Genomic DNA, 25,085 nt, shown 5'->3' with positions numbered 1-25,085 from the left:
AATCCACAACACACCAAACGCTAACAGAATCTCAAGTAAAGCTTCAGCCACCTCCCTCAGATACCAGCACAACCACACCCCTTACATGTTGAATAGGCATACAAAAGGGGCACCGCCTCCACCCCTACGGGTAGAGAACGGTGCCCCTATTCAGCACGCAGAGTCAACACGCCATGTCAGCGCGCCGGGGAGCATAACGCTCCCGCCTGCAAACCTTCTAGCGGCGAGCGCGGCGCAGCTTCACCAGGCCACGGTTAATGTGTGCCGCCCAGAGCGGACCCTCATACAGGAACGCGGTGTAGCCCTGCACCAGGTCGGCGCCAGCGTCCAGGCGCTCCTGCACATCCTCGGCGGTGGTCACGCCGCCAACAGAGATGATGGCGAGGTCGTCGCCGATTTCACGCTTGAGCAGGCGCAACACCTCCAGGGAGCGGGGCTTCAGCGGCGCACCGGAAAGACCGCCGGCACCGATTTCCTTAACCTTGGTCATGTCGCTGGTCAGGCCCAGGCCGTCGCGGGCGATGGTGGTGTTGGTGGCGATGATGCCGTCCAGCTTCAGTTCCTTCGCAAGGGCTGCCACCTCGATAACGTCCTCATCGACCAGGTCCGGCGCGATCTTCACGGTCAGCGGTACGTGGCGGTTGGGGCATACGCGGTCTGCCTCTTCACGCACGGCGGCAAGCAGCGGGCGCAGCGACTCGATAGCCTGCAGGGTGCGCAGACCCGGAGTGTTCGGGGAGGAGACGTTGACGACCAGGTAGTCTGCCTGCGGTGCCAGGGTGCGGGTAGAGATCAGGTAGTCCTCGATAGCGTTCTCAAGCTCAACAACCTTGGTCTTGCCGATGTTCACGCCAATGACGGGGCGTACGGCGCCGCGGTATTCGGTTTCGAGGTCTGCGCGGGCAGCGGCTACGCGCGGGCCTGCCGCTGCGGCACCGTCGTTGTTGAAGCCCATGCGGTTGATGACCGCCTTATCTTCCACGAGGCGGAAGAGGCGCGGCTGCGGGTTGCCGGGCTGCGCCTGACCGGTGATGGTACCGATCTCGACGTGGCCGAAGCCAATACCAGCCAGCGCGGCAATGCCCTTACCTCCCTTATCGAAGCCTGCAGCCAGGCCGAACGGCGAGGGGAAAGTAATGCCCATGACGGTGGTTGCCAGTTCCGGTGCGGGCTGGAAGTACTTGCGCAGCGCGCGGGTGATTCCGACGTTGCGCAGGGTCTGAACGCCCCAGAAGCCGACGTGGTGTGCCTTCTCGGGGTCCATGCCCTTGAAGAAGATGTTGAAGAAGGTCGGGTAGATGCGCATTTGTTCTCCCTAGTGTTGGAGGGTGTGGGTGGTTTATGGGGCTATGAGCCGGGACTGTCTGCCGGGCCGCTACTTGTCGTTGGCGACGGCGTCGACAGCGCCACCGTAGCGGCGGTCGCGGCGCGCATACTCTTCGACAGCTTCCCAGAGGGTGCGGCGGTCAACGTCGGGCCAGAGCACGTTCATGAAAATCATCTCGGCGTAGGCGCTCTGCCAGAGCAAGAAGTTCGAGATGCGCTGCTCACCGGAGGAACGCAGGAACAGGTCAACGTCGGGCAGATCGGGCTCGTCCAGGTACTTCTGGATGGTCTTTTCGGTAATGTTGCCGGGCTTAATCTTGCCCGCCACAGCGTCCGCTGCGATAGCTGCCGCCGCGTCAGCGATTTCTGCGCGGCCGCCGTAGTTCACGCACATGGTGAGGGTGCAGACGGTGTTGTCGATGGTTTCGCGCTCGCAGTGTTCGAGCTCTTCGATGACGTTCTTCCACAGCTTGGGTCGGCGGCCAGCCCAGCGGATGCGCACACCCCAGGTCTTGAGGGTTGCCAGCTGACGCTGCAGCACCTCGGTGGAGAAACGCATGATGAACGCGACTTCGCTGGGTGAGCGCTTCCAGTTTTCGGTGGAGAACGCGTAGGCGGTCACATACGGGATACCCATTTCGATAGCGCCCGCAACAACGTCCAGCAGTGCCGCCTCGCCGGCGCGGTGGCCCTCGGTGCGGGGCAGGCCGCGTTCGTTCGCCCAGCGGCCGTTACCGTCCATGACGACGGCGACGTGCTGCGGAATGAACTTCTTCGGGATTGGCGGCGGGGTTGCCCCGGTGGGGTGGGCGGGCGGGGGTACGGGCTGGGTGCGTGCCATGTGTGCCTTTCTTCCCTGGCGGGTTCTCCCCCGGGGTCGTTTGCCTAGATATGCGCCAGATATAAACCTGGCGTGCTGTTAGCTATTTTACCGTGACATAGCGCGCATGGGCGGGTGCTTCGGGGTTATTTTGCGTCCTGGTTGACGCGCGATTGAAGCACCGGCGTGCATCTACACTGTGCGGGCGGTTCTTTACAGCGAAGGACTTTCGTTCTCGAGGGCGCTCGCCGTTTTCAGGGGGTGTTCGAGCAGGTTCTGGGTGGTTTTCAGGTAGAGCCCCAGAATTTTGGAGGCAACCGGCACGGGTGCTGCATCAATAGTCGCCCAGGCGCGCGGATCCGCCGATGCGGTGGCGAGCGCATAGCCGAGCTCTTCGGCACGCAGACCGGTTAGGGGTGTGTCGGTGGCGGGTGCGCATTGGGGGCAGAGGACCGTGTGGTGCCCGTAGGTGTGAGCGGTGTGGAAGGCAATGTACCTGCCGCTTCCGCCTGTAGCGCCGGGGATTGTAGTGCCGGGGGTGCTAGTGTCTGCTCCGTTATCGCCAGGGTAATTTGTGTTCACGAGCGGGTTGCCGCATCGGGTGCAGTTCTCACCGATGAGGGGCCAGCCGGCGGCGTTCATGCTGCGCGCCAGGTAGCGGGTCAGAATCCTCTGCGGCACATGCTGGCCGTGCGCGAGCGCGGCAAGCGCCCCGTGGGTCAGGGTGTAAATATCGGAGGTGCTGTCGGTGTCTTTGGTGAGTGCTTCCGCCAGTTCGGCGATGGTGGAGGCGCACGTGTACGCATCGTAGTTCGCCATGATCGGTGCGGTATAGGCGTGCAGGGTCGCCGCCTGGGTGATGGTGTGCAGGTTGGTTCTGCCGCGGCTGAAGGACAGGTCGGTGTGCATGAACGGTTCGAGTCGCCCGCCGAACTTGGAGGTGGGTTTGCGTACGGCTTTGGCGACGGCGTGGGTGATTCCGTTATCGCGGGTGAGCATGATGATGATGCGGTCGGTTTCGCCGAGTTTTTGGGTGCGGAGGATGAGGGCGGCATCGCGCCAGGTGCGGGGTTCGCTCACGGGTGTCTCCGTTCTCGGTACATGCTCGGTGGGTATCTGGTGGGTAGGTTTTCTGCGGCCGCCCGGAGACGCTGAGGGCAAGAGCTGCGCGGGTGTTGCGGGTACGGTTCGACCCCTGCCGTATTACCCCGCATAGGGGGTACCGGTCAGGGGTCGGTCCGTAACGTATGGGCGAGGCGCTAGTTAGTCCTCGTACTCGATATCGTCGTCGATGTCGTCTTCATCGTCGAGGATCTCTTCGAGGTCGTCCTCGTCTTCATCGCCGTAGACGCTCAAGGGGGTGACCTCGTTGTATGCCTCGAAGAGGGCATCTTCGTAGGCTTCAAAGGCGTTGGCGATTTCTACGTATGCCTCATCGACGGCAGGGTCGTGCTCGCCGCTTCGGTTAACAACGGCGGTCAGGTGCGCCTCCAGCGCGTCAAGGAGGCGGGTGAGTTCGGTGCGAGGATCAATGCTCATGCCATTATTCTACTACCTACGCGCCTATGGTGTGCGCCGGGCGGTCATGCGGCGGCTTAAACGCGGAACTATGAACGGGCGTGGCAGGTAAAGCAGCAGATAAAATCGCGGCAATAATAGAGAACGCCAAAGCCAGAGCGGTAAAGCCAGGCTGGGTAAGCCAAGCATGCACGCGGCACATAAAGTACCGCATAAAAACGCTTCACAGGCACAGCGAACCCGCCGTCCCCAGTTCCCTGCTCCTCAAAGGGGCGAGTGCCGGGTGCGGCGGGTTCTTCTATCGGTTAGCTCAGCTTGACGCTGCGCCTACTGAATGGTTGCTTCATACGGGTTATGAACCCGAGAGAATTAGAAGCCCAGGGAAGCTGCGGATGCGCGGATTGCCTCAGCGGATGCCTTCAGCTGTGCCAGCTCAGCCTCGTTCATGGGGACCTCGAGCACGCGCTGGATGCCCTCGCGGTTCACGATGGTGGGCAGGGACAGTGCAACGTCCTTGAAGCCGTACAGCTCGCCTGCAATGGTGGTGGAGACGGGCAGCACTGCGTTCTGGCCGCCGAGGAATGCCTCAGCGATACGTGCACCGGAGATACCGATTGCGTAGTTGGTGGAACCCTTGCCCTCGATGACCTTGTATGCTGCGCGCATAGCTTCGGTTGCCAGTTCTGCACGGACCTCTTCGGTGAACAGGGGCTTGCCGTCCTGCTCCCACTCGGTCAGGGGAACCATACCGATGTTTGCTGCGGACCAGACGGGGAACTCGGAGTCGCCGTGCTCACCAACAACGTTTGCGTGAACGCTCTTGATGGAGACGCCAGCCTTGTTAGCGATCAGCCAACGCAGGCGGGAGGAGTCCAGAACGGTACCGGAGGACAGCACGCGGTTTGCGGGCAGGCCGGTAATCTTCTGAGCCACGATGGTGAGAACGTCACAGGGGTTGGTGACGAGCATGATGATCGCGTTGGGTGCTACGGACAGGATGTTCGGCAGCAGCTTCTCGAGGATTGCGACGTTTGCGCCTGCCAGTTCGAGGCGGGGCTGGCCGGGCTTCTGGCGAGCACCAGCGGTGATGATGACCATGTCGCAGTCGCGCAGCAGTTCGATGTCGTCGCCACCGGTTACGGTTGCTTCGTGTGCGAACATTGCGCCGTGTGCGATGTCCAGTGCTTCAGCGTGTGCGCGCTTGCCGTCGATGTCGTACAGGACGATTTCGTCTGCGGAGCCGCGGACCATAGCTGCGTATGCGGTTGCGCTACCGACGCCGCCTGCACCGATGACGCCGAGCTTGGTGGGGTTGTTGACACCGTTCATTGCTGTATGCCCTCTTTTCGTGAGAGTTATCCGTGTGGTGCGAGAGGATTCTCGCGGGGTCTATAAGGAAGCGGGTGTGTGCCTCGGGGGTGAATTTCCTTAGGGTGGTCGTTCTTCCCCGGTGGGCTCGCTTCGTTACTTTCTATTATGCCGCAGATTTTGCGTTTTGTGTTGGGTTATTTTGCTTTTTTCGATGGGTGCTGGTGACTTTATGGGTTCTAGGGGGTGTTTTTCACTCACAAAACCAAATAATGACGTTCTGACCTTTTGAGCAAGGTCACATGTCGCTAAAGTAGCCCTCCACATCTACCGCGCCTCCAGAAGCCTCAAAATCGGCACGGACCGCCTGAGCTAACTCGTCATCAACCAGGAAGTCCAAAGCCACAGAAGCCAACCCGAACGCCGCATCCAGGGCAGCATCCACCGCCGCCGGAGTATCCGCACAGTGCGCGAACTCCACGGTGTGCATACCGGTGCCCTCGGGCGCAATCTGAATGAGCGGATGAATACCGGGCACGCGCAGGCTCACGTTACCGAAATCGGTCGAAGCCGCCAGCGTGTCGCTCACCGTACCGGGCGGGTACGGGTGACGGCCCACCGAACGCTGAGCCGAAACCCAACGCTTGAGCAGCGGACGGTTCGTGCGCACCGGCATGGTCATCGGCGAAGAATCCCAAGTCACCTCCGCACTCACGCCAGCCATGAGTGCCGCACCGCGCAGCACCTCCTCAACCCGTCGCGACAGCGCGCGCAGAGTCGGCGCGTGCTTAGAACGGATATTAATGTGCAAGCTCGCGGAGGCAGGAATCAGGTTCGGGGCGTCCCCGCCGTGGTCGATAATCGCGTGAATACGGTCAGAACCGGGAATCTGCTGACGCAACAAACCCAAACCCTGATACGCCAGGTTCGCCGCATCCAGGGCGTTACGACCCATAAACGGGTGCGAGGAAGCATGCGCGCTCACGCCCGTGTAGGTCACGCGGCATTCACGGCGACCCAACCACGCCTGATCAGCCACATCAATAAAGTAGGGGTGCACCATAATGGCGGCGTCCACCTGCTCAAACGCGCCGGCACGCGCCATCAGCTCCTTACCGGCATCGGACTCTTCGGCGGGTGTGCCGTAGTAGAGGACCCTGCCACTGAACGCCTCGGGGCTGGTAGCGAGCGCATCCGCCAGGGCAAGGAAAGCGCCCAGCCCGGATACCGCGATGACGTTGTGGCCGCAGCCGTGACCGATGCCCGGCAGTGCGTCATATTCGGAGAGAATCGCGATGGTGCGGTGCTTGGCGGGGTCGTAGTCGGCGCTGGTGAGCTCCACCTTGAACGCGGTATCCAGACCGAAGGCGGGGTACTCGATCCTGAGGTTCGGGTAGGCTTCGCGGACCGCATCAACGAGCGTGCGGGAGGCAAAATACTCCTCGTAGGCAGTCTCAGGATGCGCATGAATCGCCTTGAGAATTGCGGTCAAAGAATCCGCGCGGGTGGCGACGGATTCGGCGAGGTCGCGGCGAATATGCGCCAGCCCACTGTCTTCGTCGAGGCGGTGACCGTGCCCCTTTCCATGACCGTGGCGGTTGCCGTGGCTACGTTCCTGCTCGGGCTGACCGTGGTCAGCATGTTCCTGCTCGGGATGCGCGTGCCCGCGCTTGCGGCGGTGCTCAGCGGCACGCTTACGCCGCTCGGTTTCGAGGGCAAGAATCTCGGAGTACTCGCTACCGCGCACGCAATCAGCATCGGGCGCGTCATAGTGGCGGGTTATTGCGGCGGGTCGGTTCGGTGCCGTTCGACCGGAGCTGTCAGAAGTGGGCTGGGTGTGGGCGGCGGTGCCCTGTGCGTTCGCGTCAGTCATACTTCTACGCTACCGTCTGCGCTCGCCGGGCGCTAGATGCTCGGGCGTGATGGAGTCGAAAACACCCAAAAAGAAATTTGTGTCACATAAAAGAAAATTTGTATATATCCTAGGAATCTTTGATTCATAGGAGTAGCGTTAAGCACATGGGAGCGACAATCCAGCCGCACCCATCACCATCCGGCGCTAGCGATGCGAATGCCGGCAGGACAGTTCACAACCGGTCCAGACCATGTCGTTTGGGCCTCTGTCAATACTGTGACAGACCCATGGATGCGAACCGTACCGGCAAGCACACACCGCAGTGAGCGCCACAACCACGCTAAGGAGCTCCATCCCATGAAGGCAGCACGCTTCTACGACCGCCACGACATCCGCATTGAAGACATCCCCGCACCCGAAGCCGCTGCGGGCGAGGTTCTGGTCAAGGTCGCATGGTGCGGCATTTGCGGTACCGACCTGCACGAATACCTGGACGGCCCCATCTTCTGCCCCCAGCACGGTCATCCCCACCCCATTTCTGGTGAAGACTCCCCCGTCACCCTCGGTCACGAATTCTCCGGTGTTGTTGAGGCACTGGGCGAAGGCGTAGACGACCTTGAGGTTGGCGACCACGTTGTCGTCGAGCCCTACATCATTCGTGATGACGTTTACACCGGCCCCGACTCCAAGGACTACCACCTGTCCAAGGACATGAACTTCATCGGCCTGGCAGGTCGCGGTGGCGGTCTGTCCGAGAAGGTTGCTGTCAAGCGCCGCTGGGTTCACAAGATCCCCAACACCATTCCCCTGGACGAAGCTGCACTGATTGAGCCCCTGAGCGTTGGCTACCACGCTGTTGAGCGTGCAGGCGAGTTCGAAGAGGGCGCATTCGCACTGGTGACCGGTGCCGGCCCCATCGGCCTGCTGACCTCCGCAGTTCTGAAGGCTAAGGGCGCTAAGGTCATCATCTCTGAGCTGTCCCCGCTGCGCCGCCAGAAGGCTCTGGACTCCGGCGTTGCTGACTACGCTTTCTCCCCCGCAGAGGTTGACGTCCTGGCTGAGATTCACAAGCTGACCGACGGCCGTGGCGCTGACATCGCGTTCGAGTGCACCTCCGTTCAGCCCGCACTGGACCTGATCCTGGATGCTCTCAAGCCCACCGGTAAGGTCGTCATCGTCTCCATTTGGGGTAAGCCCGCTTCCCTGGATGTTCAGAAGGTTGTGCTCAAGGAGCTCGATATCCGCGGCACCATCGCATACGTGAACTCCCACCCGGAGACCATCAAGCTCGTTGAGTCCGGCAAGATTGACCTCAAGCCCTTCATCACCGGCAAGATCGCTGTGGAAGACCTGATTGACAAGGGCTTCGACACCCTGATTCACCACAACGAGACCGCTGTGAAGATTCTGGTCACCACCGACCCGGAGCGTCTGGCTGAGTAATTCAGTTTCAGCTGATGTAGCTGCTCTTCTAGCTTCCTTAGCGTAGCTAGTGTGGGGTGAGGTTCCTTGAAGGAGCCTCACCCCACTACTTTTTTGTGTGCTTTTTACTGGGCATACAAAAATCCCCGGTTCCGAAGAACCGGGGATTATCTGTGCGCGAGGGGGGACTTGAACCCCCACCCTCTAATACGAGGACTAGCACCTCAAGCTAGCGCGTCTGCCTATTCCGCCACCCGCGCAGGTGACTTTCGAACGTTTTCCTTTCGGTGCCGTTCGAAGCAACACGTAATACTATACGGGCTTTCTGGATACTCCGCAAATCGAAAGAGTATGTTCTGTGTCACATATTGAGTATCGTTTATTTCAAACCGCGTCGCAGCCCCTCCCACCTCAACTAATATGACGGGCACGCCCGTTCAACTGCCATATTTCCGGTCATACCGACTAGAATAAAGAGCATGAATAATGAGAACCTCTCCCGCGAAGAAGCCGCAGAACGTTCGGCTCTCATCAGTGTCGACACCTACGACGTGCATGTCGACCTGACCAACGCCAAGGACCCCGAATTCGAGTCCTACCCCACCGTCACCACTGTCCGATTCTCCTGCAACACCCCCGGCGCAGAAACCTTCATCGACTACATCCACCACAGCGTCGACTCCGTTAAGCTCAACGGCACCGAACTGAACCTGGCAGATGTCGTCAACGGCGCACGTATCACCCTGCCCAACCTGCAGGCAGAAAACGTGCTCACCATCCACGGTCGCTCCTACTACTCCCGCTCCGGCGAAGGTATGCACCGCTACTTCGACCCCTCCGACGGTCGCGTCTACCTGTACACCCAGTACGAACCCTCCGACTGCCGCCGAGTCTTCCCGAACTTCGAGCAGCCCGACCTGAAGGCAGTCTTCAACTTCCGCATCACCGCACCCAAGGACTGGGTCGTCAGCTCCAACGGCGTACTCGAATCCCAGGTCGTAGACCCCACCGACGACTCCATCACCAAGCGAGTCTTCTCCCCCACCGCAAAGATCTCCACCTACATCACCGCAATCGTCGCTGGCGAATACTTCACCGCAACCACCACCTACAAGCCCAAGAGCAAGGTCAACAGCGGTGATATTCCCCTGGTCGTCTACTGCCGCCAGTCCCTCAAGCCGCACTTCGACTACGACCACATCTTCAAGGTCACCGAAAACGGCCTGGACTTCTTCCAGGACCTCTTCGACTACCCCTACCCGTACCCCAAGTACGAGCAGGCATTCGTGCCCGAATACAACATCGGCGCAATGGAGAACCCCGGCCTGGTCACCTTCACCGAAGACTACATCTTCGTCTCCGGCGCAACCGAGGACGACCTCGAAGGCCGCACCAACACCATCTGCCACGAAATGGCACACATGTGGTTCGGCGACCTCGTCACCATGAAGTGGTGGGACGACCTGTGGCTCAAGGAATCCTTCGCAGACTTCATGGGCACCCTCGGCGCTAAGGAAGCCAACAACTTCAACGACGCATGGGTCACCTTCGCGAACAACCGCAAGGCATGGGCATACATGCAGGACCAGCTGCCCACCACCCACCCCATCGTCGCTGACATCCCCCACCTGGAAGCAGCATCGCAGAACTTCGACGGCATCACCTACGCAAAGGGCGCATCCGTGCTCAAGCAGCTGGTCGCCTACGTCGGCTTCGATACCTTCATCGAGGCAGCACGCGTGTACTTCAAGCGTTTCGAGTGGGGCAACACCTCCCTGAACGACTTCCTGCAGGTACTCAACGAGGTCTCCGGCCGCGACATGCAGGCATGGGCTAACGCATGGCTGCAGACCTCCGGCGTGTCCGCACTGGGCACCAAGCGCGTCTACGGCGAAGACGGTCAGCTCACCGACCTGATCCTCACCCAGGAACTGCCCGCACAGCAGCCCGCAGGTCTGGGCCGCCCCCACGTGGCAAAGCTGGAAACCTTCGCACTGACCGACGGCAAGCTCGTCTCCACCGGCCTGCTCTCCCTCGAGTACCCGGCAGAACCCGTCTCCGAGTACCGCGTAGAGCTCACCGACGAGCAGAAGAAGCTCGTTGGCGAAGCAGACCTGCTCATGCTCAACGCAGAAGACCACACCTACGCCAAGGTTGCCCTGACCGACGAAGACGGCCTGCAGGCAGCTATCGAAGGTGTCTCCACCCTCGAGTCCGCGCTCTCCCGCGGCCTCATCTGGGGCTCCCTCTGGGAGAACGTCCGCGATGCACGCCTGCCCGTCACCACCTACGTCGACGCAGTGGTCCGCAACGTCTCCAAGGAGCCGAGCGCATCCCTGCTGGGCACCATGGTCAACAACGCACAGGTCGCTATCGCAACCTTCTCCGCACCCACCGGCCGCGAGCGCCTCTACGACGCTCTCTACGACGCATTCGCAGCCGCACTGGCACAGGCTAAGCCCGGCTCCGATGAGCAGCTGATTCTGCTGCGCGGCCTGATTTCGGTCTCCACCAACGCGACCAAGGGCGAGGAGCTCTGCCGCGATATTGCCCGCGGTGCTTTCGAAGACACCACCGGCGACATCGCTGATGCAACCGGCATTCCTTACGACCAGAACCTGGGTTGGAGTGCACTGGGTGCGCTCGCAAGCCGTAACCTGGTGACCGTTGAGGATCTGGACCGTGCGGCTAAGTACAGCCCCTCCTCGATTTCTTCGAACGGTTACGCGTACGCGATTGTTGCCCTGCCTTCTGCTGAGCGTAAGGCTGCGGCGTACAAGACCATCATGGAAGACGAGTCGCTGTCGAACGACGCTCTGGCTTCGACCATTAACGGTTTTGCTCGCGGTCCGGTTGAGCTGCGTGAGTCCTACTACGACTCCTACTTCGAGGCTCTGCTGCCCCTTTGGGCGTCTCGTTCGATTGGTATGGCGACCCGCATTGTGCGTGGCCTGTACCCGAAGGCTCCGTACAACACCGGCTCCACCGAGGGTCTGGGCGTTGAGGGCAACCCCTCCGTGGCGCTGGCTCAGCGTTGGCTGGAGGCGAACCCCGAGGCTCCGTCGGCTCTGCGTCGTCTGGTTCTGGAGGCTCAGGACCACGGTCGTCGTTCGATTGTGGCTCAGAAGTTCAACGCTTCCCTGCAGGACTAAGCTGCATGGTTTGAGTAGCTGAGGCGGGGTGTGGACCGGTGCCTAGACTAGGTTCCGTTCTCCCCCGCCAGGTTCTCAATCCGCTGTGAGAGACTGCCGTTCGGCACGCTCCCGGTAACGCACCGGGAGGTGCCGGGCGGTGGTCTTTTTCTGACTCATCTATAGAATTCACAGCGGCGGTGTGCCGTCTAAATATTTCCCTCATGCGGTGGTTCACGTACTGACGTGGGCACTCATTACCGGGGCAGTTTCACTGGGACACAAAACTATATGCACCCGGTGCTAAAAGACAGATAAATGTCACCCCTTTTTTGTGAGCTGTCCGCTCTGAAAGCATGAGAGAATAGACTAGGTATCCGCTCGCTTAGACATATCAGAAGGAGTTTTCAGTGGTCGATTACGCACTCGGTGACCGCGGTAGCGTTGACATTGTCACCGATGATTACTACGAAGCAGAAACCCTCCAAATTTTCGAGGAACTGCACATCGACCGTGAACGTATCTGGTACGGTGAAGCGCGTCTCGTGCCCGAACCGGATAACCCCTACGAGCCCAATAGCATTGCCGTCTACATTGACGAATTCAAGGTGGGCCGCATGAGCGCGGCAGACTCCGCCGCGTACTGGGATTCCATTACCCGCGTGGTCGCCTCCGGCTACGAACCCATCGCGCACCTGCAGCTCTCCGCTGTTGCCGTACGCGCTGAAGGCGGCGGCATGCACGTGAAGAGCACCGGCGTGCTCTCCCTGTCCGCACCCGGGTCCCTCTTCCCCCTCAACGACGCACCGACCCGCGCGACCCTGCTGCCCCAGGGCCCCTCTATGAAGGTGCTGGACGAGAAGGAACACTCCGAATACCTGCACAGCATCCTGCCGCCCAGCGGTGAGGGTCGCGTCATTCTGACCCTGGAAGCGAACCAGCTGAAGACCTCCGACGGCCGCGTTGTTGACAGCGTGGAGGTGCGCCACGACCGCAAGCTCGTCGGTCGCCTGAGCACCCAGATGTCTGAGCAGCTCGCACCCGTGATTCGCTACGCGTTCGAGAACGACCGCCTCACCAGCGCATGGGGCACTATTCGCGGTAACACCCTTGAGCTGTCGCTGACCGTTCAGGCGGCACGCCCCGCAGATATTCCGCAGGAATGGTACGAGACTCTGCCCAACAACGTTCCGGCTCTACTGCCCGTTGGTGAAGACTACGATGTGCCCCCGGCATTCGTGCCCACCGAAGGTGAACGCCACTACCTGGAGTCTTCCGCACAGCAGGCTCCGAAGAAGCGTCGCGGTTTCATGAGCTCCCTGACCGGTGGTTCCTCCACCCCCGAGCCGACCCGCAGCGAACCCGCCGCAGAGAAGCCTGCCATCGAGTACAGCATTGAGGAAGAGGAATACTACGAGCCCTCCGAACGTGAGCGTCTTCTGAATCTGGTTAAGGGTGCAGGCCTCGCAGTTCTGGTCGCCGGCCTGATTTCGATGCTGTGGACCCCGATGCTCGGCATGCTCATCGCGATTCTGGGTGGCGCTGTCGCGGCTGTAGCGTTCTACTTTGGTCGCCAGCCCCACTACGACGACTACGAGGAATACGACGAGTACGAGGAAGAATACGAAGAGACTGACGAGGCTGAAGAAGCAGACTCGAAGGCATAAACTCCTTCCCAACAGGACGTAAAAATACGAAAGGGGCGACTACCCCACCATCACGGTGAGGTAGCCGCCCCTTTCGTGCGCCCAGCAGCTCTCATGAACGTTTCTCTACACGCTAACGAAAGCCCCTGCGGGTGCCCGCGTTCCAGGACTTTCCGGAATCGGTTAAAAACCAGCGGGGGTAAAAGCCTCATCAGCTTTCACCCCCCGCAAGGAGTCAGACCTTAGTCCTGACCGTAAGTCGCCATGAACTGATCCATCGTGTCATTCTGCAGAGCATGTGCCAGCTGCGCATTTGCAGCCTGGTCTACAAAAATGATTGACTGACCATCGTAAGACCAGCCCGGACCCGCGTTCGGCAGGGTGGTCATACGCATCGTGGTGTCACCACTAGTCAGCACCGGAGCCGCAATCTGAGCAATCTGCGCTGCGTTTAGACCCTGGTCCACGCGCATATAGTCAGTCAGAGACTCGATAGAAGACTGGAAAGATGCCACGTTGCTCAACGCGCCCTTCGCCTTCATCGTGTTGTACAGACCGCGCAGGAACGCACGCTGGTTACGGACACGCTGGTAGTCGCCATCAGCGAAAGAGTAACGTTCACGAACAAAGCTCAGAGCGCCACTACCGTTGAGGTGCATCAGACCCGGAGTAAAAGTCCAGACATTACTGGTGAATGCGAAGGGAACCTGAACGTCCACGCCGCCAATAGCGTTCACGAGAGACTTGAAGCCTTCAAACTCAATCTCAGCCACGTGGTCGATCTTGACGCCCACCAAGTTCTCGATGGTAGCAACCTGCAGGGAAACACCGCCATAGTTCAGTGCTGCGTTCACCTTAGCCGTACCATATCCGGGAATATCAACCCAGGTATCTCGCATAATCGAGATGATGTACACGCCCTTGCCGTCAGCCGGGATGTGCATGAGCATAATGGTGTCTGCACGGGAACCGCTCACCAGAGCTGCATCAGCGCCGGTACGAGTATCGCTACCGAGCAGCAGGATATTCTTGCCGGGGCCCTTGATAACGCCGTAATTATAGCCGTTATCCAGGATACCGTCGCCGTCCTTATCGTGCTCGCTAGCGTTCGCTGCAAGAGCCGCGGCAGCATCGGAGCCGTTAGCGTTAGTGCCGTTCTTGCCAGTATCCGAGTTAGTCACGGTCGGAGCCTTCAGCTCCGTCACGTTGAGCTTCTTAGCCTCGCCAAGCTGCTCCTTAATTTTGCTGAGGTCTTCATCCACCTTAGTGATGGAGTCGAACTTCTCGGTCTTGCTATCCCAGGTGTGGCCAGCACGCCAGATAAAGAAACCAATACCGAGGGTAATAACCAGCAGAAGAATCAGCAGGATCAGCAGAATACGCTTGACCCATTTCTTCTTCTGCGACGGTTCAGAGTGAGCGTCGCTCATTAAGTTGTCCTTTGTTTGAGGTGGTGATACGCGAGGTGCGCGGCGCATCCAGCGAAGTCTCTAGAGTGCAGAGAGCCGGAAAATAACCCGCCGATGTGGGGCGGTGCTGGAGGGCACAGAAAATGCACAGCTCGCAAAATACTTTCCCATTGTAACGCCGTCAGCGGGTCTACGCACCAGTGAACGAAAGGTTTTACATTACAACTTTCCTCACGTTCGCGCGAGCTATTCTGCGATGGTTCGCAGAACGCACAATGCCCCGCCTCCCTGAAAACCAAGGAGAACGGGGCATTGATTTCGCTAAAAAGCAAAACTGGGAAAGAAGATTTACTTCTTACCGAAGTTGCCGAAGCGTGCGTTGAAGCGCTCGACGCGACCTGCGGAGTCCATGATGCGCTGCTTACCGGTGTAGAACGGGTGCGACTCGGACGAGATTTCAACCTCGACGATCGGGTACTCGTTGCCGTCTTCCCACTTCTCGGTCTTGTCCGAGGTCATGGTGGAACGGGTCAGGAAGACCTTGCCGGATGCGAGGTCGCGGAACAGAACCAGGTTGTAGTCCGGGTGGATTTCTGCCTTCATTGATTACCTTCTTCTGCTACTGGATTTTGCCAGTAGCCCTTATATAGATGGAGTAGGTTTTTCGATGTGCAGCTATCGAGAAAATCTCAGAGCGCATCACCATTGTGCACGCATAGGGCGCGCACAACCCATTAAGGGTACCACCTTCACGGATTAAATCCCAGTACGTTCCCTCACAGGCACCAACCTAGCTGCCGCAAGAGCACCCGAAGAAGGCGCTCACGGGGGTTAAGAATCAAGCTAGGAACTCAGGTTATGAACGCGGGCGGGTCTCCCAGAACGCCACGGCACTCGCCGCCGCAACATTCAAAGAATCCACGCCGTGCGACATCGGAATCATCACCGTATCGTCACACGCCGCGAGGGTACGGGGCGACAGACCGTGCCCCTCTGTGCCCAGAATCAGAGCCAGCTTCTCATCCCGGCGGGCAGACAGCTCCTCCAGGGTCAGCGAGTCCTCCTCCAAAGCCAACGCCGCGCTCTTAAAGCCCAGCTCGTGCAGAGTCTGCAGGTCAGCAGGCCACGACTCCAGTCGAGCCCACGGCACCTGAAAAACAGTACCCATCGACACGCGAATCGAGCGGCGATACAGCGGATCAGCGCACCGCGGAGTCACCAGCACAGCATCCACGTTCAGGGCGGCAGCCGAACGGAAAATAGCTCCCACATTCGTGTGGTCCACAATATCTTCCAGGATTGCCACGCGAGAGGCACCCTGTAGCAACCGTTCCAGAGGCTGCGGCTCCGGACGAGCCATCGCCGCCAACGCGCCACGATGCAGATGAAAACCGGTCACCTGCTCCAGCTGCTCCTCACTACCCACATACGCGGGAGTGTCAGGATGGGCGCGCAGAACATCCGCCAAATCATCAGCCCACTTCTCACTCATCAGGAAAGAAACGGGCTGATGACCGGCAGCGAGCGCACGACGAATCACCTTCGAGGACTCCGCAATGTAAATACCCCACTGCGGCTCCATGGCGCTACGGAGCTTCACGTCGGTCAGCTGCGTGTAGTAGCGCAAAGCCTGCTCGGGTGCCTGCGCCAGAGCCGTGACCGACTCAATGGCGAAGACACGCTCGGCACGCTCAGCAATCTGTTCGGCGCTCAGCTGCTTCGGGGCACGGCTCATGCGCGCTTGAACGCGGAGTAACGACCCGCGGAGGTGACGGTCAGAGCCAGATCCATGTCGTAGGTTGCGGCGAGGTTCGCCTCGGTGATGGTGGACAGGATCGGGCCGGCAGCGACCACGCCGCCGTCACGGATCAGCAGGGCGTGGGTGAAGCCCGCCGGGATTTCCTCGAGGTGGTGGGTGATGAGCACGGTAGCCGGTGCGTAGGGATCAGCGGCAAGTGCGGTCAGACGCTCAACCAGGTCCTCACGGCCAGAGATGTCCATGCCTGCGCCGGGCTCGTCCAGCAGCAGCAGCTCCGGGTCGGTCATGAGGGCGCGGGCAATCAGTGCACGCTTGCGCTCACCGTCGGAGAGGGAGCCGAAGGTGCGGTCCGCGAGGGTATCGACACCCCACTCAGCCAGCAGCTCGGTGGCACGCTCGTCGTCCATGACGTCGTATTCTTCCTTCCAGCGGCCGGACACAGCGTACGCTGCGGTCACGACAACGTCGGAAACCTTCTCGTTGGCGGGAATCTGGGTAGCCGAAGCACCGGAGGACAGACCAATGCGCGGGCGCAGGTCGAATACGTCAACAGCGCCGAGGGTCTCGTCAAGGATTTCAACCTCGCCGCTGGTCGGGTGCAGGCGGGCTGCCGCAATCGAAAGCAGAGTGGACTTACCGGCGCCGTTGGGGCCCAGAACGACCCAGCGTTCACCTTCGTTCACAGTCCACGAAACGTTGTTAAGGATGGGGCGGCCGCCGCGAATCACGGAGACATTCTGAAGGTTGAGTACGGTGCTCATGGTTCTTCTTCCAGTGAGTTAGATGGATGGGATGCGCCCCCACCCCGCAACCCGTACCGGGTTATCGGAGTGGTTGGCGCATAGTGCGCGGCACCCCACATTGGGTTCCTCGCGCAAAATCTTAGAAGCTATAGGAGCCTTAGGGGCTATAGGTGCCGCCGCGTAAGGGGCGGCGCGCCTCATCAAATGTACCTTGTCAGAGGGGCGGGCGCATCCGCAACGGCACCTATAGCAGCTGAAGTTATTAGTCGATGAAGCCGCGTGCGCCGCCGACCAGCTCAACGTGGCCGGTCTCAACGTCTGCGGTGACCATCTTCGCGATTTCCTGCGCGAACTCGTTGACGGTGTAGAGCTTGCCAGCGGTCTCGCGGCGCTGCTCAATAGCGCCGGGGTGCAGGCGGTTCAGCAGGGTTGCGGTGACGGTGCCTTCAATCATGTCAGCGGACACGACGACCAGGGAGATACCCTTCTCGGAAAGTGCGGGGATCTCGGCGATCAGTGCGTCTTCGCCTGCGCGCTTGGACTCTGCGACGGGCTTGTACTCGTCCATGGTCTCAACCTCGCGGATGAAGTGCGCCTGGTGGCTGGTCACGAACACGATGCGTGCGCCTTCGGGCATTTTCTCTGCAGCCAGGCGTGCCAGGTTCAGCTGTGCGTCACGGTTCAGGCGCATTGCGTAGTCTTCGCCCATGCCGGTTTCCATACCGCCCGAAGCGTTCAGGATCAGGTAGTCCAGGGAACCGAAGGTCTCCACGGCGGTGTTGACGAGGTTCTGCAGGTCCTCGCTGTTGGTCACGTCAGCCTGCACTGCGATTGCCTTGCCGCCAGCCTCTTCAATAGCCTTGACGATCTTGTTCGCGCGCGGTGCCTTGGAGCGGTAGTTCACCACAATGTTCGCGCCCTCAGCGGCGAGAATCTGTGCGGTATCTGCGCCAACGCCGCGGGAGGAGCCGGTAATGATGATGGTCTTGCCGGTCAGCTGTGCCATAGTTTTATGTCCTTAGGTTTAGAAAGGGGTGCGCCCACGTTCAGGCGCTTCGTGCAGTCCGTACGGGGTGGGGTTAGTGGCCCATGCCCAGGCCGCCATCAACGGGGATGACAGCACCAGAAATGTAGCTAGCCTCATCGGATGCGAGCCAGCGAATCACGCGAGCGACCTCTTCCGCCTCCGCGAAACGACCAGCCGGGATGGACGCCAGGTAGTTCTTCTTGGTCTCTTCGGGCAGAACCTCGGTCATTGCGGTGTTAATGAAGCCCGGTGCCACCACGTTAGCGGTGATGTTACGGCCGCCCAGCTCACGGGTGATGGAGCGTGCCATACCGACCAGTGCGGCCTTGGACGCGGAGTAGTTGACCTGGCCGGGAGAACCATACAGACCCACCACGGAGGAAACCAGAATGATGCGGCCGCGCTTGAGCTTCAGCATGCCCTTGATGGCGCGCTGAACCACGCGGAAAGAACCGGTGAGGTTGGTGTCGACCACGTCGGTGAAGTCGGATTCCTTCATGCGCATCAGCAGCATGTCGCGGGTGATACCTGCGTTGGCGACCAGCACCTCCACGGGGCCGAATTCTGCTTCAATTTCCTTGAAAGCTTCGTTAATGCTGTCGGCATCGCGTACATCTGCCTTGACGGCGAAAAATTCTTCGGGGGCTTCACCGCTACGGTAGGTGATGCAGACATTGTGGCCTGCTGCCTGGAATTCCTTGGCAATTTCGTAGCCGATGCCTCGGTTGCCGCCGGTGACCAGCACGGTCTTGGGAGTGTTCTCGCTCATGAGCTTCCTTGATGAGTCGACCCCTCGCAATCGGAGCCGATGCAGCGGCTCCGCGGTCGGGGTGTGGACGGATGGACAGTCGAACCTTATTTTACCGCGTTTTAGGGTGATGGTGCCGCAGGCTACACTCCGCTTTTGAACACTGAACGCCTACTCCCCTTCTTTTACATGCCTCATCGGGCGCGTACACTAGCTGAAGCGGAACTGCCCGCACCCCTTTTCTGCGGGGTTGCACAGGCACGGAGTAATACCGCACGTAGAGGCGCAATAGTAAGGATAAGAAGACATGGATCTGCTCGGCTCACTCTCACAGGACGCACAGCCCGAGTACGCCAAGTGCTCCCGCAAGGGCTGCCAGCAGGCGGCAGAATTTCAGCTGCTCTGGAACAACCCGAAGGTGCACACCCCCGAGCGCCGCAAGATTTGGCTGGCATGCTCGGAGCACGTGGGCTGGCTGGAGAACTACCTGCGCGAGCGCGATTTCTGGAAGCAGACTCTGCCGTTTGAGGGGTAGCGCCGGCTGAGGTCTCTGGCTGAGGCGGCGACCCAAGCGCTATCGAAAGTAATTTCGATATATGCTATATTTGTTCTAATACATTCGGGTATAGCATCCCGGGACACAGAGTCATCACACTCAAGGAGGCACCTCCCCCATGATGGGCTATTCGCACACCGTCAGCGCCGCAGCTGGCTGGCTCGTGCTCGTCGAGACGGGAGTAGTGCAGGTTCCCGACACACCCACCCTCATTGTGACCACCCTGGCGTGTGCCGGTGCCGGAATGCTGCCGGATATTGACCACCACAACGGCAGTATCGCCAACTCCATTCCGCCCATTTCACGCTGGGTAGCGCACTTTGTCGGGGCAGTCAGCGGCGGGCATCGTAAGGGAACGCACTCCATCCTGGGTTTGGTAGCCTTCTGGGCGATTGCCTATTTCAGTGCCAACCTGAGCTATAACGGAATCCCCTGGGCTTCACTGCTCCTTGCGGCGTTCTCGGGCGGTCTAGCATTGCGTGTGCTCGGTGCACCGGGTGGATGGATCGGTGCCGTTGCCCTCGGATACGCCGCCTACACGACCGATTCGCTGGCGCTACTCCCCTGGGCTATTTCAGTCGGCGCGACTATTCACCTGATTGGCGACCTGCTCACCACCCGCGGACTACTACCCCTCTACCCCATTGTTATCAAGCCTCTGGTGGCGTCTCCCTTATGGAAAAAGAGCGGGTACATGGCACTGCCTATTCTGGGTGATGCCGGTAGCGTGCGCGAGAAGGCACTCGTTCTAGCGCTGACCGGCTACGTTGCCTGGTACGCGGCAGCCATGATGGGCTTTATCGAATACCCCCTGCAAATGTTTGGGTTGGGTATTCACGCCGCATAACGTACAGAGCTCAGGCAACATGACTCAGACAGTAGCGTTCAGATAACAGAATTTAGACAGCAAAGCGCCCCGTCACTTCCCTATGGAAGCGGCGGGGCGCTTTTCTAATCCTTATCCCGACCTATCGGGGTGAGAGATTAAGCGTCCTGGATGGGCCAGAAGACGTCAACCTCAACGTTCTCTTCACCGGAGGTGGGGTACTTCTCGAACTCAGTGTTGTGCATTGGTAGTTCTCCTTCGTGAGCGGGCGGGAATCTCTTCTCCCCCGCGTTAGCTCACCATCGGTAGTGAGCCCTAATGTTTCGCATTTGCGTCCTCGCAATGGCGGGAACAGTTATAAGTCTACGCCTCGTACATGTTGTGTTTCTACCATTTTTCCCACAATGTATGTAGAGACACACGAAAAATTCAAAAAGCCCACACAGACCCCCTGAAATATCGACTGAGAGCTTTTCTTTTACTCAGAAAAACCCACAAGGCAACATGATTTCCCGTCAAATACGCCGCGAGTTTCGTGTGTCAGAACCCACAAGTCACATGCACGGGAAAGCAATTACACCACATATGATCAGAAAACAATACAACCCCACGGGTCAGGTCACATTTTTCTGCGATATGCACCAGAAAAATGACTGCAATATATCCGCAACACATGTTTAGACCACAGAAAATACGCGGAGAACAATAAAACAGCGCGCAATACACCGCAATACACAGAACCGCAATACACAGGGGAGGCCCCGGCACCACACGGTACCGGGGCCTCCCCGTACTCTTATGTCAGCGGATCACGCTTTACGCCAGCGAAATTAGATCCTGGTAATCCTTCGACCACAGGTCCTCCACCGCATCCGGCAGAAGCAGCACACGCTCCGGGTCGAGTGCCTCCACAGCGCCCTCATCGTGAGAAACCATCACAATAGCGCCCTGGTACGCCTTCAGCGCGTTCAGAATCTCCTCACGCGAGGCGGGGTCCAGGTTGTTGGTCGGCTCATCCAGCAGCAGCACATTCGCACTCGACGCCACCAGAGTAGCCAACGACAGACGGGTCTTCTCACCACCGGAAAGAACGCCGGCGGGCTTATCCACGTCATCACCGGAGAACAGGAACGAACCCAGGATCGTGCGCACGCGAGTGTCGTCCAGATCCGGCGCGGCAGACTTCATGTTCTCAAAGACGGTGCGGTCACCATCCAGGATTTCGTGCTCCTGCGCAAAATAGCCCAGCTTCGCGCCGTGACCGTACACAACCTCACCCGTATCGGGCTGAGTCGAACCCGCCAGCATACGCAGCAGAGTGGTCTTACCGGCACCGTTCAGACCCAGCACCACCACGCGCGAACCGCGGTCAATGGCAAGGTCAACATCCGTGAAAATCTCCAGCGAACCATAGGACTTGGACAGCCCCTGCGCAGACAGCGGGGTCTTACCGCACGGTGCCGGATCCGGGAAGCGAATCGCCGCAACCTTATCGCTCTGACGCTCCTCCTCCAGGCCACGCAGAAGCTTCTCAGCACGCTTAATCATCTGCTGAGCAGCAACAGCCTTCGTCGCCTTCGCGCGCATCTTATTCGCCTGCTCCATCAGAGCATTCGCCTTCTTCTGCGCATTCGCACGCTCACGCTTGCGGCGGTGCTCATCCTGCTCACGCTGAGTCAGGTAGTTCTTCCAGCCCATGTTGTACTGGTCAATCACGCAGCGGTTCGCGTCCAGGTAGAAGACGCGGTTGACGACCAGCTCCATCAGGTCAACATCGTGGCTAATGACCATCAGGCCGCCCGAGAAGTTCTTCAAGAAATCGCGCAACCACAGAATCGAGTCGGCATCCAGGTGGTTGGTCGGCTCATCCAGCAGCATGGTGTCTGCATTAGAGAAGAGGATGCGCGCCAGCTCCACACGGCGACGCTGACCACCCGAAAGGGTTGAGAGTGGCTGAGAGAGTACACGCTCCGGCAGGTCCAAATTGGAGGTGATGACCGCCGCCTCCGACTCAGCCGCGTAGCCGCCACCGGCAATAAACTCAGCCTCAAGACGGTCGTAGCGGCGCATACCCTTAGCGCGCACCGCCGGGTCCTCACTCGCCATATCGTCCTGCGCCTGACGCATCTTGCGCGCCACACCGTCCAGGCCACGCGCCGAAAGGATACGGTCACGCGCCAGCTGGCTCATGTCATCTACCTTCGGGTCCTGCGGAAGATAGCCAATAGTGCCGCTGCGGGTGACCGTACCGTCAGCGGGCAGGGTCAGACCGGCAAGCACCTTAGTCATAGTGGTCTTGCCGGCACCGTTACGGCCCACCAGACCGATCTTGTCGCCCTTATCGATGCGGAAGGTGACCTCTTCCATGAGCAGGCGCGCGCCTGCACGCAATTCGAGGTTCTGTACAGCAATCATGGGTGCCTTTCCGGATGGCGGTCTGGTGTGTGGGCTGGTAATGCTCGGTAGGCGGGATTCGCCGGGTTAGAAGCGGCGAGCGCGCGGAGCACCTCATCAATTTTAGTGCAGGTGTGCCGAGTGCGCATGTGGGGCACCTTTTGTTTTCATGGTGTGCGGTGTACTATACATACCGGACACCATTCATAGAACATTGTTCAAAAACTGGGTTGTGACAAGCAAGTCAACCACCGCTACCCTCAACTCCGCAGAAAAATCTGCGGAGAAATACGTACCAAAGGAGCACCACCCCAATGACCGATTCCGTGCGCGAATCATCCCAAGCAACCCAGGCACCGCGCCGTAACGTAGCGGCAAAGACCTCGCTCGCCACCGACCTCTCCCTCATCGCAGTGTTTGCAGGCTTCATCGCCGCGCTCGCCATCATGCCCGCCGTCAGCTTGGGTGGCGTTGCGGTTCCCTTCACCTTCCAGACCCTCGGCATTTACATCACCGCTCAGGTGCTCGGCGGCAAGCGCGCCACCGCCTCCGTGGCACTGTACCTGCTGGTTGGTTTCGCGGGCCTGCCTATCTTCGCTAAGGGCGGCGCTGGTCTGGGTACGCTCGCCTCCCCGAGTGCCGGCTACCTGCTCGGCTTCCTGCCCTTCGCCGCTATTGCCGGTACCCTCGCCTACCTGTTCACCCGCAACACCCGTTCGGTGGGTGCAACCTTCCTCATGGCTCTGCTCGCGAACTTCTGCGGTTTTGTGGTTCTGACCGCCTGCGGTATCGCCGGTATGATGGTGAACGCCCACATGACTTTTGACGCCGCATTCAGCGCGGCAATGGTGTTCGTTCCCTGGGATCTGGTGAAGTCCACGATCGCGGTTCTGGTTGGTTTGTCGGTACGCCGCGCCTTCCCGTCTCTGGCTTCTACCCAGCGTTAAAGGCACACAATGTGCCGCACGAGAGGATAGCTATGTTTTTTCGCCGCTCCACGCGCCAGCCTGCACCGCAGCAGGTACAGGGCGAACAGGCGGTGAGCGCCTCTACCAGCATGCCCGCCCTTGAGCTTGAATCGGTGAGTGTTTTCACCGAGCTGCCCGAAGGCGGGCATCGCCGTATCCTCAAGGATGTGAGCCTGCGGTTCACGGCGAAGCGCACCGCGGTTCTGGGTCTGAACGGTAGCGGCAAGTCTACCCTGCTGGGGCTTTTCAATGGGCTCACCCACCCGGATGAGGGTGTCGTGCGCGTGAACGGTGTCGACACCCTGGAGGCGCCGAGCCGCAGCTCGAAGGGTGCGGGTGCTCGCGGTAATTCACAGGTCGCTTTTGAGGGTGTGGGCATGCTCTTTGCCCAGCCGGAGGCGCAGCTGATTATGCCCACCGTTGCCGAGGATATTGACCTGAGTCTGCGCCGTGCCGCAGCCGTTGAAGGTAGTTCCCTCAGAGGTGAGCAGCGCCGCGAACGGATTCGTGAACTGCTCCGTGAGCGTGGCCTCGAACGTCTGGAGGACCAGAGCGTTTTCACTCTCTCAGGAGGCGAAAAGCAGCTGGTCGCTCTCACCAGTGTGCTGGCGGCGCGCCCGCAGATTCTTCTGCTCGATGAGCCGACCACCCTGCTGGATTTGCGCAATCGCGCGCGGTTGCTGAAGCATTTGGAGTCGCTGGATCAGATGCTGGTGCTCAGCACGCACGACCTGGATTTGGCGGCATCCTGCGATGAAGCCGTGATTATTCATGACGGCCGTTTGCTCGCTCAGGGGGATGCGGCGCAGCTGGTGCAGCAGTACCGCACGTGGTGTGCCGAGGGGTTCCCCAACGAGGGCGCTACCGAAGGTCTGGACTCGTCAGGAGGCGCGCATGGGCGCTAACACGCCGCGCGTGAACCCTCGTCCCGCCTCCCAGGGCTCGGATTTCAACCCCGGTACCCTGCTGGTGGGTTTCTACCAGCCGTTGAACACGCCGGTGCATCGGGCGCCGCTGTGGCTCAAGGGCACGCTCTTCTTTGGGCTGTTCCTGCTGTTGGCGGTGACCGGCTGGCAGGTGGCGCTGGTGGCTTTGGTCGCGTCCACGCTGTGCGCGTTGTGGGCTGGTGTGCCCGCCTCCCAGCTGTGGCTGGTGGTCCGCACGCTGTCTCTGCTGCTGCTGATCATGGTTGCCTACTACGTGTTCACGGGACAGTACGCCTCTGGTGCGGATGCTATTGCGACCATGCTGACGGCTTTCTACGCGTCCCGCGCGCTGCTGGTGAGCACTCCCCTGCCGGTTCTGATTGACGGCTTTGTGCGGCTCTGTTCGCCTCTGCGTTTTGTGGGTCTGTCTCCCGAGCGCCTGGGTCTGCTGATTGCGTTGATGGTCCGCTCAATTCCGGCGCTCATGGACCGCTGGGGTGCGCTGCGTCGTGCGGCGGTGGCGCGTAACCTGCCTAAGCGCACGTATTGGCGACTGCTGATTCCGTGGGTTGTGCAGGCGGTGGATTACGCGGCGGCGACCGCTAAGGCGTTGCGGGCGCGGCACGTGGACGAGCTGAAATAGCGCAGAGCATGTAGCCCGGAGCGGACCTGCACAAATACGTGAAAAGGGGCGGGGTGAACC

The 25,085-nt window shown here is 60.0% G+C and carries 21 protein-coding genes and 1 tRNA gene; 8 read left to right on the top strand and 14 right to left on the bottom strand.

The genetic code is table 11. The features are described from left to right. Positions 1-217 precede the first annotated feature (217 nt). From QZ822_RS00345 to QZ822_RS00320, 6 genes are all read right to left on the bottom strand, one after another. A complete protein-coding gene (locus tag QZ822_RS00345; protein WP_049341239.1) occupies positions 218-1,306 on the bottom strand; it encodes a quinone-dependent dihydroorotate dehydrogenase in 1,089 nt (362 codons plus the stop codon). A gap of 69 nt (positions 1,307-1,375) precedes the next feature. Further along, positions 1,376-2,167: an isoprenyl transferase gene (locus tag QZ822_RS00340; protein WP_049341241.1), complete on the bottom strand. Its 792-nt coding sequence runs from the start codon at positions 2,165-2,167 to the stop codon at positions 1,376-1,378. A gap of 192 nt (positions 2,168-2,359) precedes the next feature. After that, complete coding sequence (gene recO, locus QZ822_RS00335; RefSeq protein ID WP_294641750.1) at positions 2,360-3,226, bottom strand: DNA repair protein RecO; 867 nt, start codon at positions 3,224-3,226, stop codon at positions 2,360-2,362. 183 nt (positions 3,227-3,409) lie between these two features. Continuing rightward, positions 3,410-3,685, bottom strand: a complete 276-nt coding sequence (locus tag QZ822_RS00330) for a hypothetical protein (RefSeq protein WP_070830788.1) — start codon at positions 3,683-3,685, stop codon at positions 3,410-3,412. A 348-nt stretch (positions 3,686-4,033) separates the two neighbouring features. Further along, positions 4,034-4,993 (bottom strand): L-lactate dehydrogenase, encoded by a 960-nt coding sequence (locus tag QZ822_RS00325; RefSeq protein ID WP_294628501.1) that lies wholly within the window; start codon positions 4,991-4,993, stop codon positions 4,034-4,036. 277 nt (positions 4,994-5,270) lie between these two features. Continuing rightward, positions 5,271-6,845 carry an amidohydrolase gene (locus QZ822_RS00320; protein ID WP_294641746.1) on the bottom strand — a complete coding sequence of 525 codons (1,575 nt, stop codon included), beginning with the start codon at positions 6,843-6,845 and terminating at the stop codon, positions 5,271-5,273. A 339-nt stretch (positions 6,846-7,184) separates the two neighbouring features. On the opposite strand from QZ822_RS00320, the gene QZ822_RS00315 reads away from it, so the two are divergent. After that, the gene (locus QZ822_RS00315) at positions 7,185-8,270 is read left to right on the top strand and encodes a 2,3-butanediol dehydrogenase (RefSeq protein ID WP_294641744.1); all 1,086 of its coding nucleotides are present in this window, start codon (positions 7,185-7,187) and stop codon (positions 8,268-8,270) included. Between the two features lie 153 nt (positions 8,271-8,423). Here the strand turns inward: QZ822_RS00315 and QZ822_RS00310 are convergent. Beyond that, positions 8,424-8,509 (bottom strand) — tRNA-Leu (locus QZ822_RS00310). Between the two features lie 219 nt (positions 8,510-8,728). Between QZ822_RS00310 and pepN the strand changes: the two genes are divergently transcribed. After that, positions 8,729-11,401: an aminopeptidase N gene (gene pepN / locus QZ822_RS00305; RefSeq protein WP_294641742.1), complete on the top strand. Its 2,673-nt coding sequence runs from the start codon at positions 8,729-8,731 to the stop codon at positions 11,399-11,401. A gap of 389 nt (positions 11,402-11,790) precedes the next feature. Further along, a complete protein-coding gene (locus QZ822_RS00300; protein ID WP_294641741.1) occupies positions 11,791-13,047 on the top strand; it encodes a hypothetical protein in 1,257 nt (418 codons plus the stop codon). Positions 13,048-13,268: 221 nt separating this feature from the next. On the opposite strand, the gene QZ822_RS00295 is transcribed toward QZ822_RS00300, so the two are convergent. The 6 genes from QZ822_RS00295 to QZ822_RS00270 all read right to left on the bottom strand — a co-directional run bounded on the left by QZ822_RS00295 (position 13,269) and on the right by QZ822_RS00270 (position 18,733). Next, a complete protein-coding gene (locus QZ822_RS00295; RefSeq protein WP_049347609.1) occupies positions 13,269-14,456 on the bottom strand; it encodes an LCP family protein in 1,188 nt (395 codons plus the stop codon). Between the two features lie 327 nt (positions 14,457-14,783). Continuing rightward, the gene (locus QZ822_RS00290) at positions 14,784-15,038 is read right to left on the bottom strand and encodes a type B 50S ribosomal protein L31 (protein ID WP_005506069.1); all 255 of its coding nucleotides are present in this window, start codon (positions 15,036-15,038) and stop codon (positions 14,784-14,786) included. Between the two features lie 253 nt (positions 15,039-15,291). Further along, complete coding sequence (locus QZ822_RS00285; protein WP_294641738.1) at positions 15,292-16,170, bottom strand: RNA methyltransferase; 879 nt, start codon at positions 16,168-16,170, stop codon at positions 15,292-15,294. After that, a complete protein-coding gene (locus QZ822_RS00280) occupies positions 16,167-16,955 on the bottom strand; it encodes an ABC transporter ATP-binding protein (protein ID WP_294641736.1) in 789 nt (262 codons plus the stop codon). The genes QZ822_RS00285 and QZ822_RS00280 overlap by 4 nt, the downstream gene beginning before the upstream one ends. A gap of 244 nt (positions 16,956-17,199) precedes the next feature. Beyond that, the gene (locus tag QZ822_RS00275) at positions 17,200-17,943 is read right to left on the bottom strand and encodes an SDR family oxidoreductase (RefSeq protein WP_060824810.1); all 744 of its coding nucleotides are present in this window, start codon (positions 17,941-17,943) and stop codon (positions 17,200-17,202) included. Positions 17,944-18,016: 73 nt separating this feature from the next. Further along, positions 18,017-18,733 (bottom strand): beta-ketoacyl-ACP reductase, encoded by a 717-nt coding sequence (locus tag QZ822_RS00270; protein ID WP_005509097.1) that lies wholly within the window; start codon positions 18,731-18,733, stop codon positions 18,017-18,019. A 286-nt stretch (positions 18,734-19,019) separates the two neighbouring features. Between QZ822_RS00270 and QZ822_RS00265 the strand changes: the two genes are divergently transcribed. Both QZ822_RS00265 and QZ822_RS00260 read left to right on the top strand, forming a co-directional pair. After that, positions 19,020-19,247 (top strand): acetone carboxylase, encoded by a 228-nt coding sequence (locus QZ822_RS00265; protein WP_294641735.1) that lies wholly within the window; start codon positions 19,020-19,022, stop codon positions 19,245-19,247. 139 nt (positions 19,248-19,386) lie between these two features. Further along, a complete protein-coding gene (locus QZ822_RS00260) occupies positions 19,387-20,115 on the top strand; it encodes a metal-dependent hydrolase (protein WP_294641734.1) in 729 nt (242 codons plus the stop codon). A 795-nt stretch (positions 20,116-20,910) separates the two neighbouring features. On the opposite strand, the gene QZ822_RS00255 is transcribed toward QZ822_RS00260, so the two are convergent. Then, positions 20,911-22,509 carry an ABC-F family ATP-binding cassette domain-containing protein gene (locus QZ822_RS00255; RefSeq protein WP_294641733.1) on the bottom strand — a complete coding sequence of 533 codons (1,599 nt, stop codon included), beginning with the start codon at positions 22,507-22,509 and terminating at the stop codon, positions 20,911-20,913. A 293-nt stretch (positions 22,510-22,802) separates the two neighbouring features. Here QZ822_RS00255 and QZ822_RS00250 point away from each other — a divergent pair, with 293 nt between their 5' ends. From QZ822_RS00250 to QZ822_RS00240, 3 genes are read left to right on the top strand one after another with little or no spacing between them, the layout of a single operon-like run. Next, entirely contained in the window at positions 22,803-23,435 is a 633-nt protein-coding gene (locus tag QZ822_RS00250; RefSeq protein WP_294641732.1) for a biotin transporter BioY, read from the top strand. A gap of 32 nt (positions 23,436-23,467) precedes the next feature. Then, positions 23,468-24,361, top strand: a complete 894-nt coding sequence (locus QZ822_RS00245; protein ID WP_294641731.1) for an energy-coupling factor ABC transporter ATP-binding protein — start codon at positions 23,468-23,470, stop codon at positions 24,359-24,361. Then, the gene (locus tag QZ822_RS00240) at positions 24,351-25,025 is read left to right on the top strand and encodes an energy-coupling factor transporter transmembrane protein EcfT (protein ID WP_294641729.1); all 675 of its coding nucleotides are present in this window, start codon (positions 24,351-24,353) and stop codon (positions 25,023-25,025) included. Before QZ822_RS00245 ends, QZ822_RS00240 begins: the two co-directional genes overlap by 11 nt. Positions 25,026-25,085: the final 60 nt, after the last annotated feature.

Source organism: uncultured Rothia sp., assembly GCF_916715725.1.
Classification (GTDB): Bacteria; Actinomycetota; Actinomycetes; order Actinomycetales; family Micrococcaceae; genus Rothia.
Note: the sequence above shows the minus strand (reverse complement) of the source record. Positions and strands in the feature narration are given on the sequence as shown.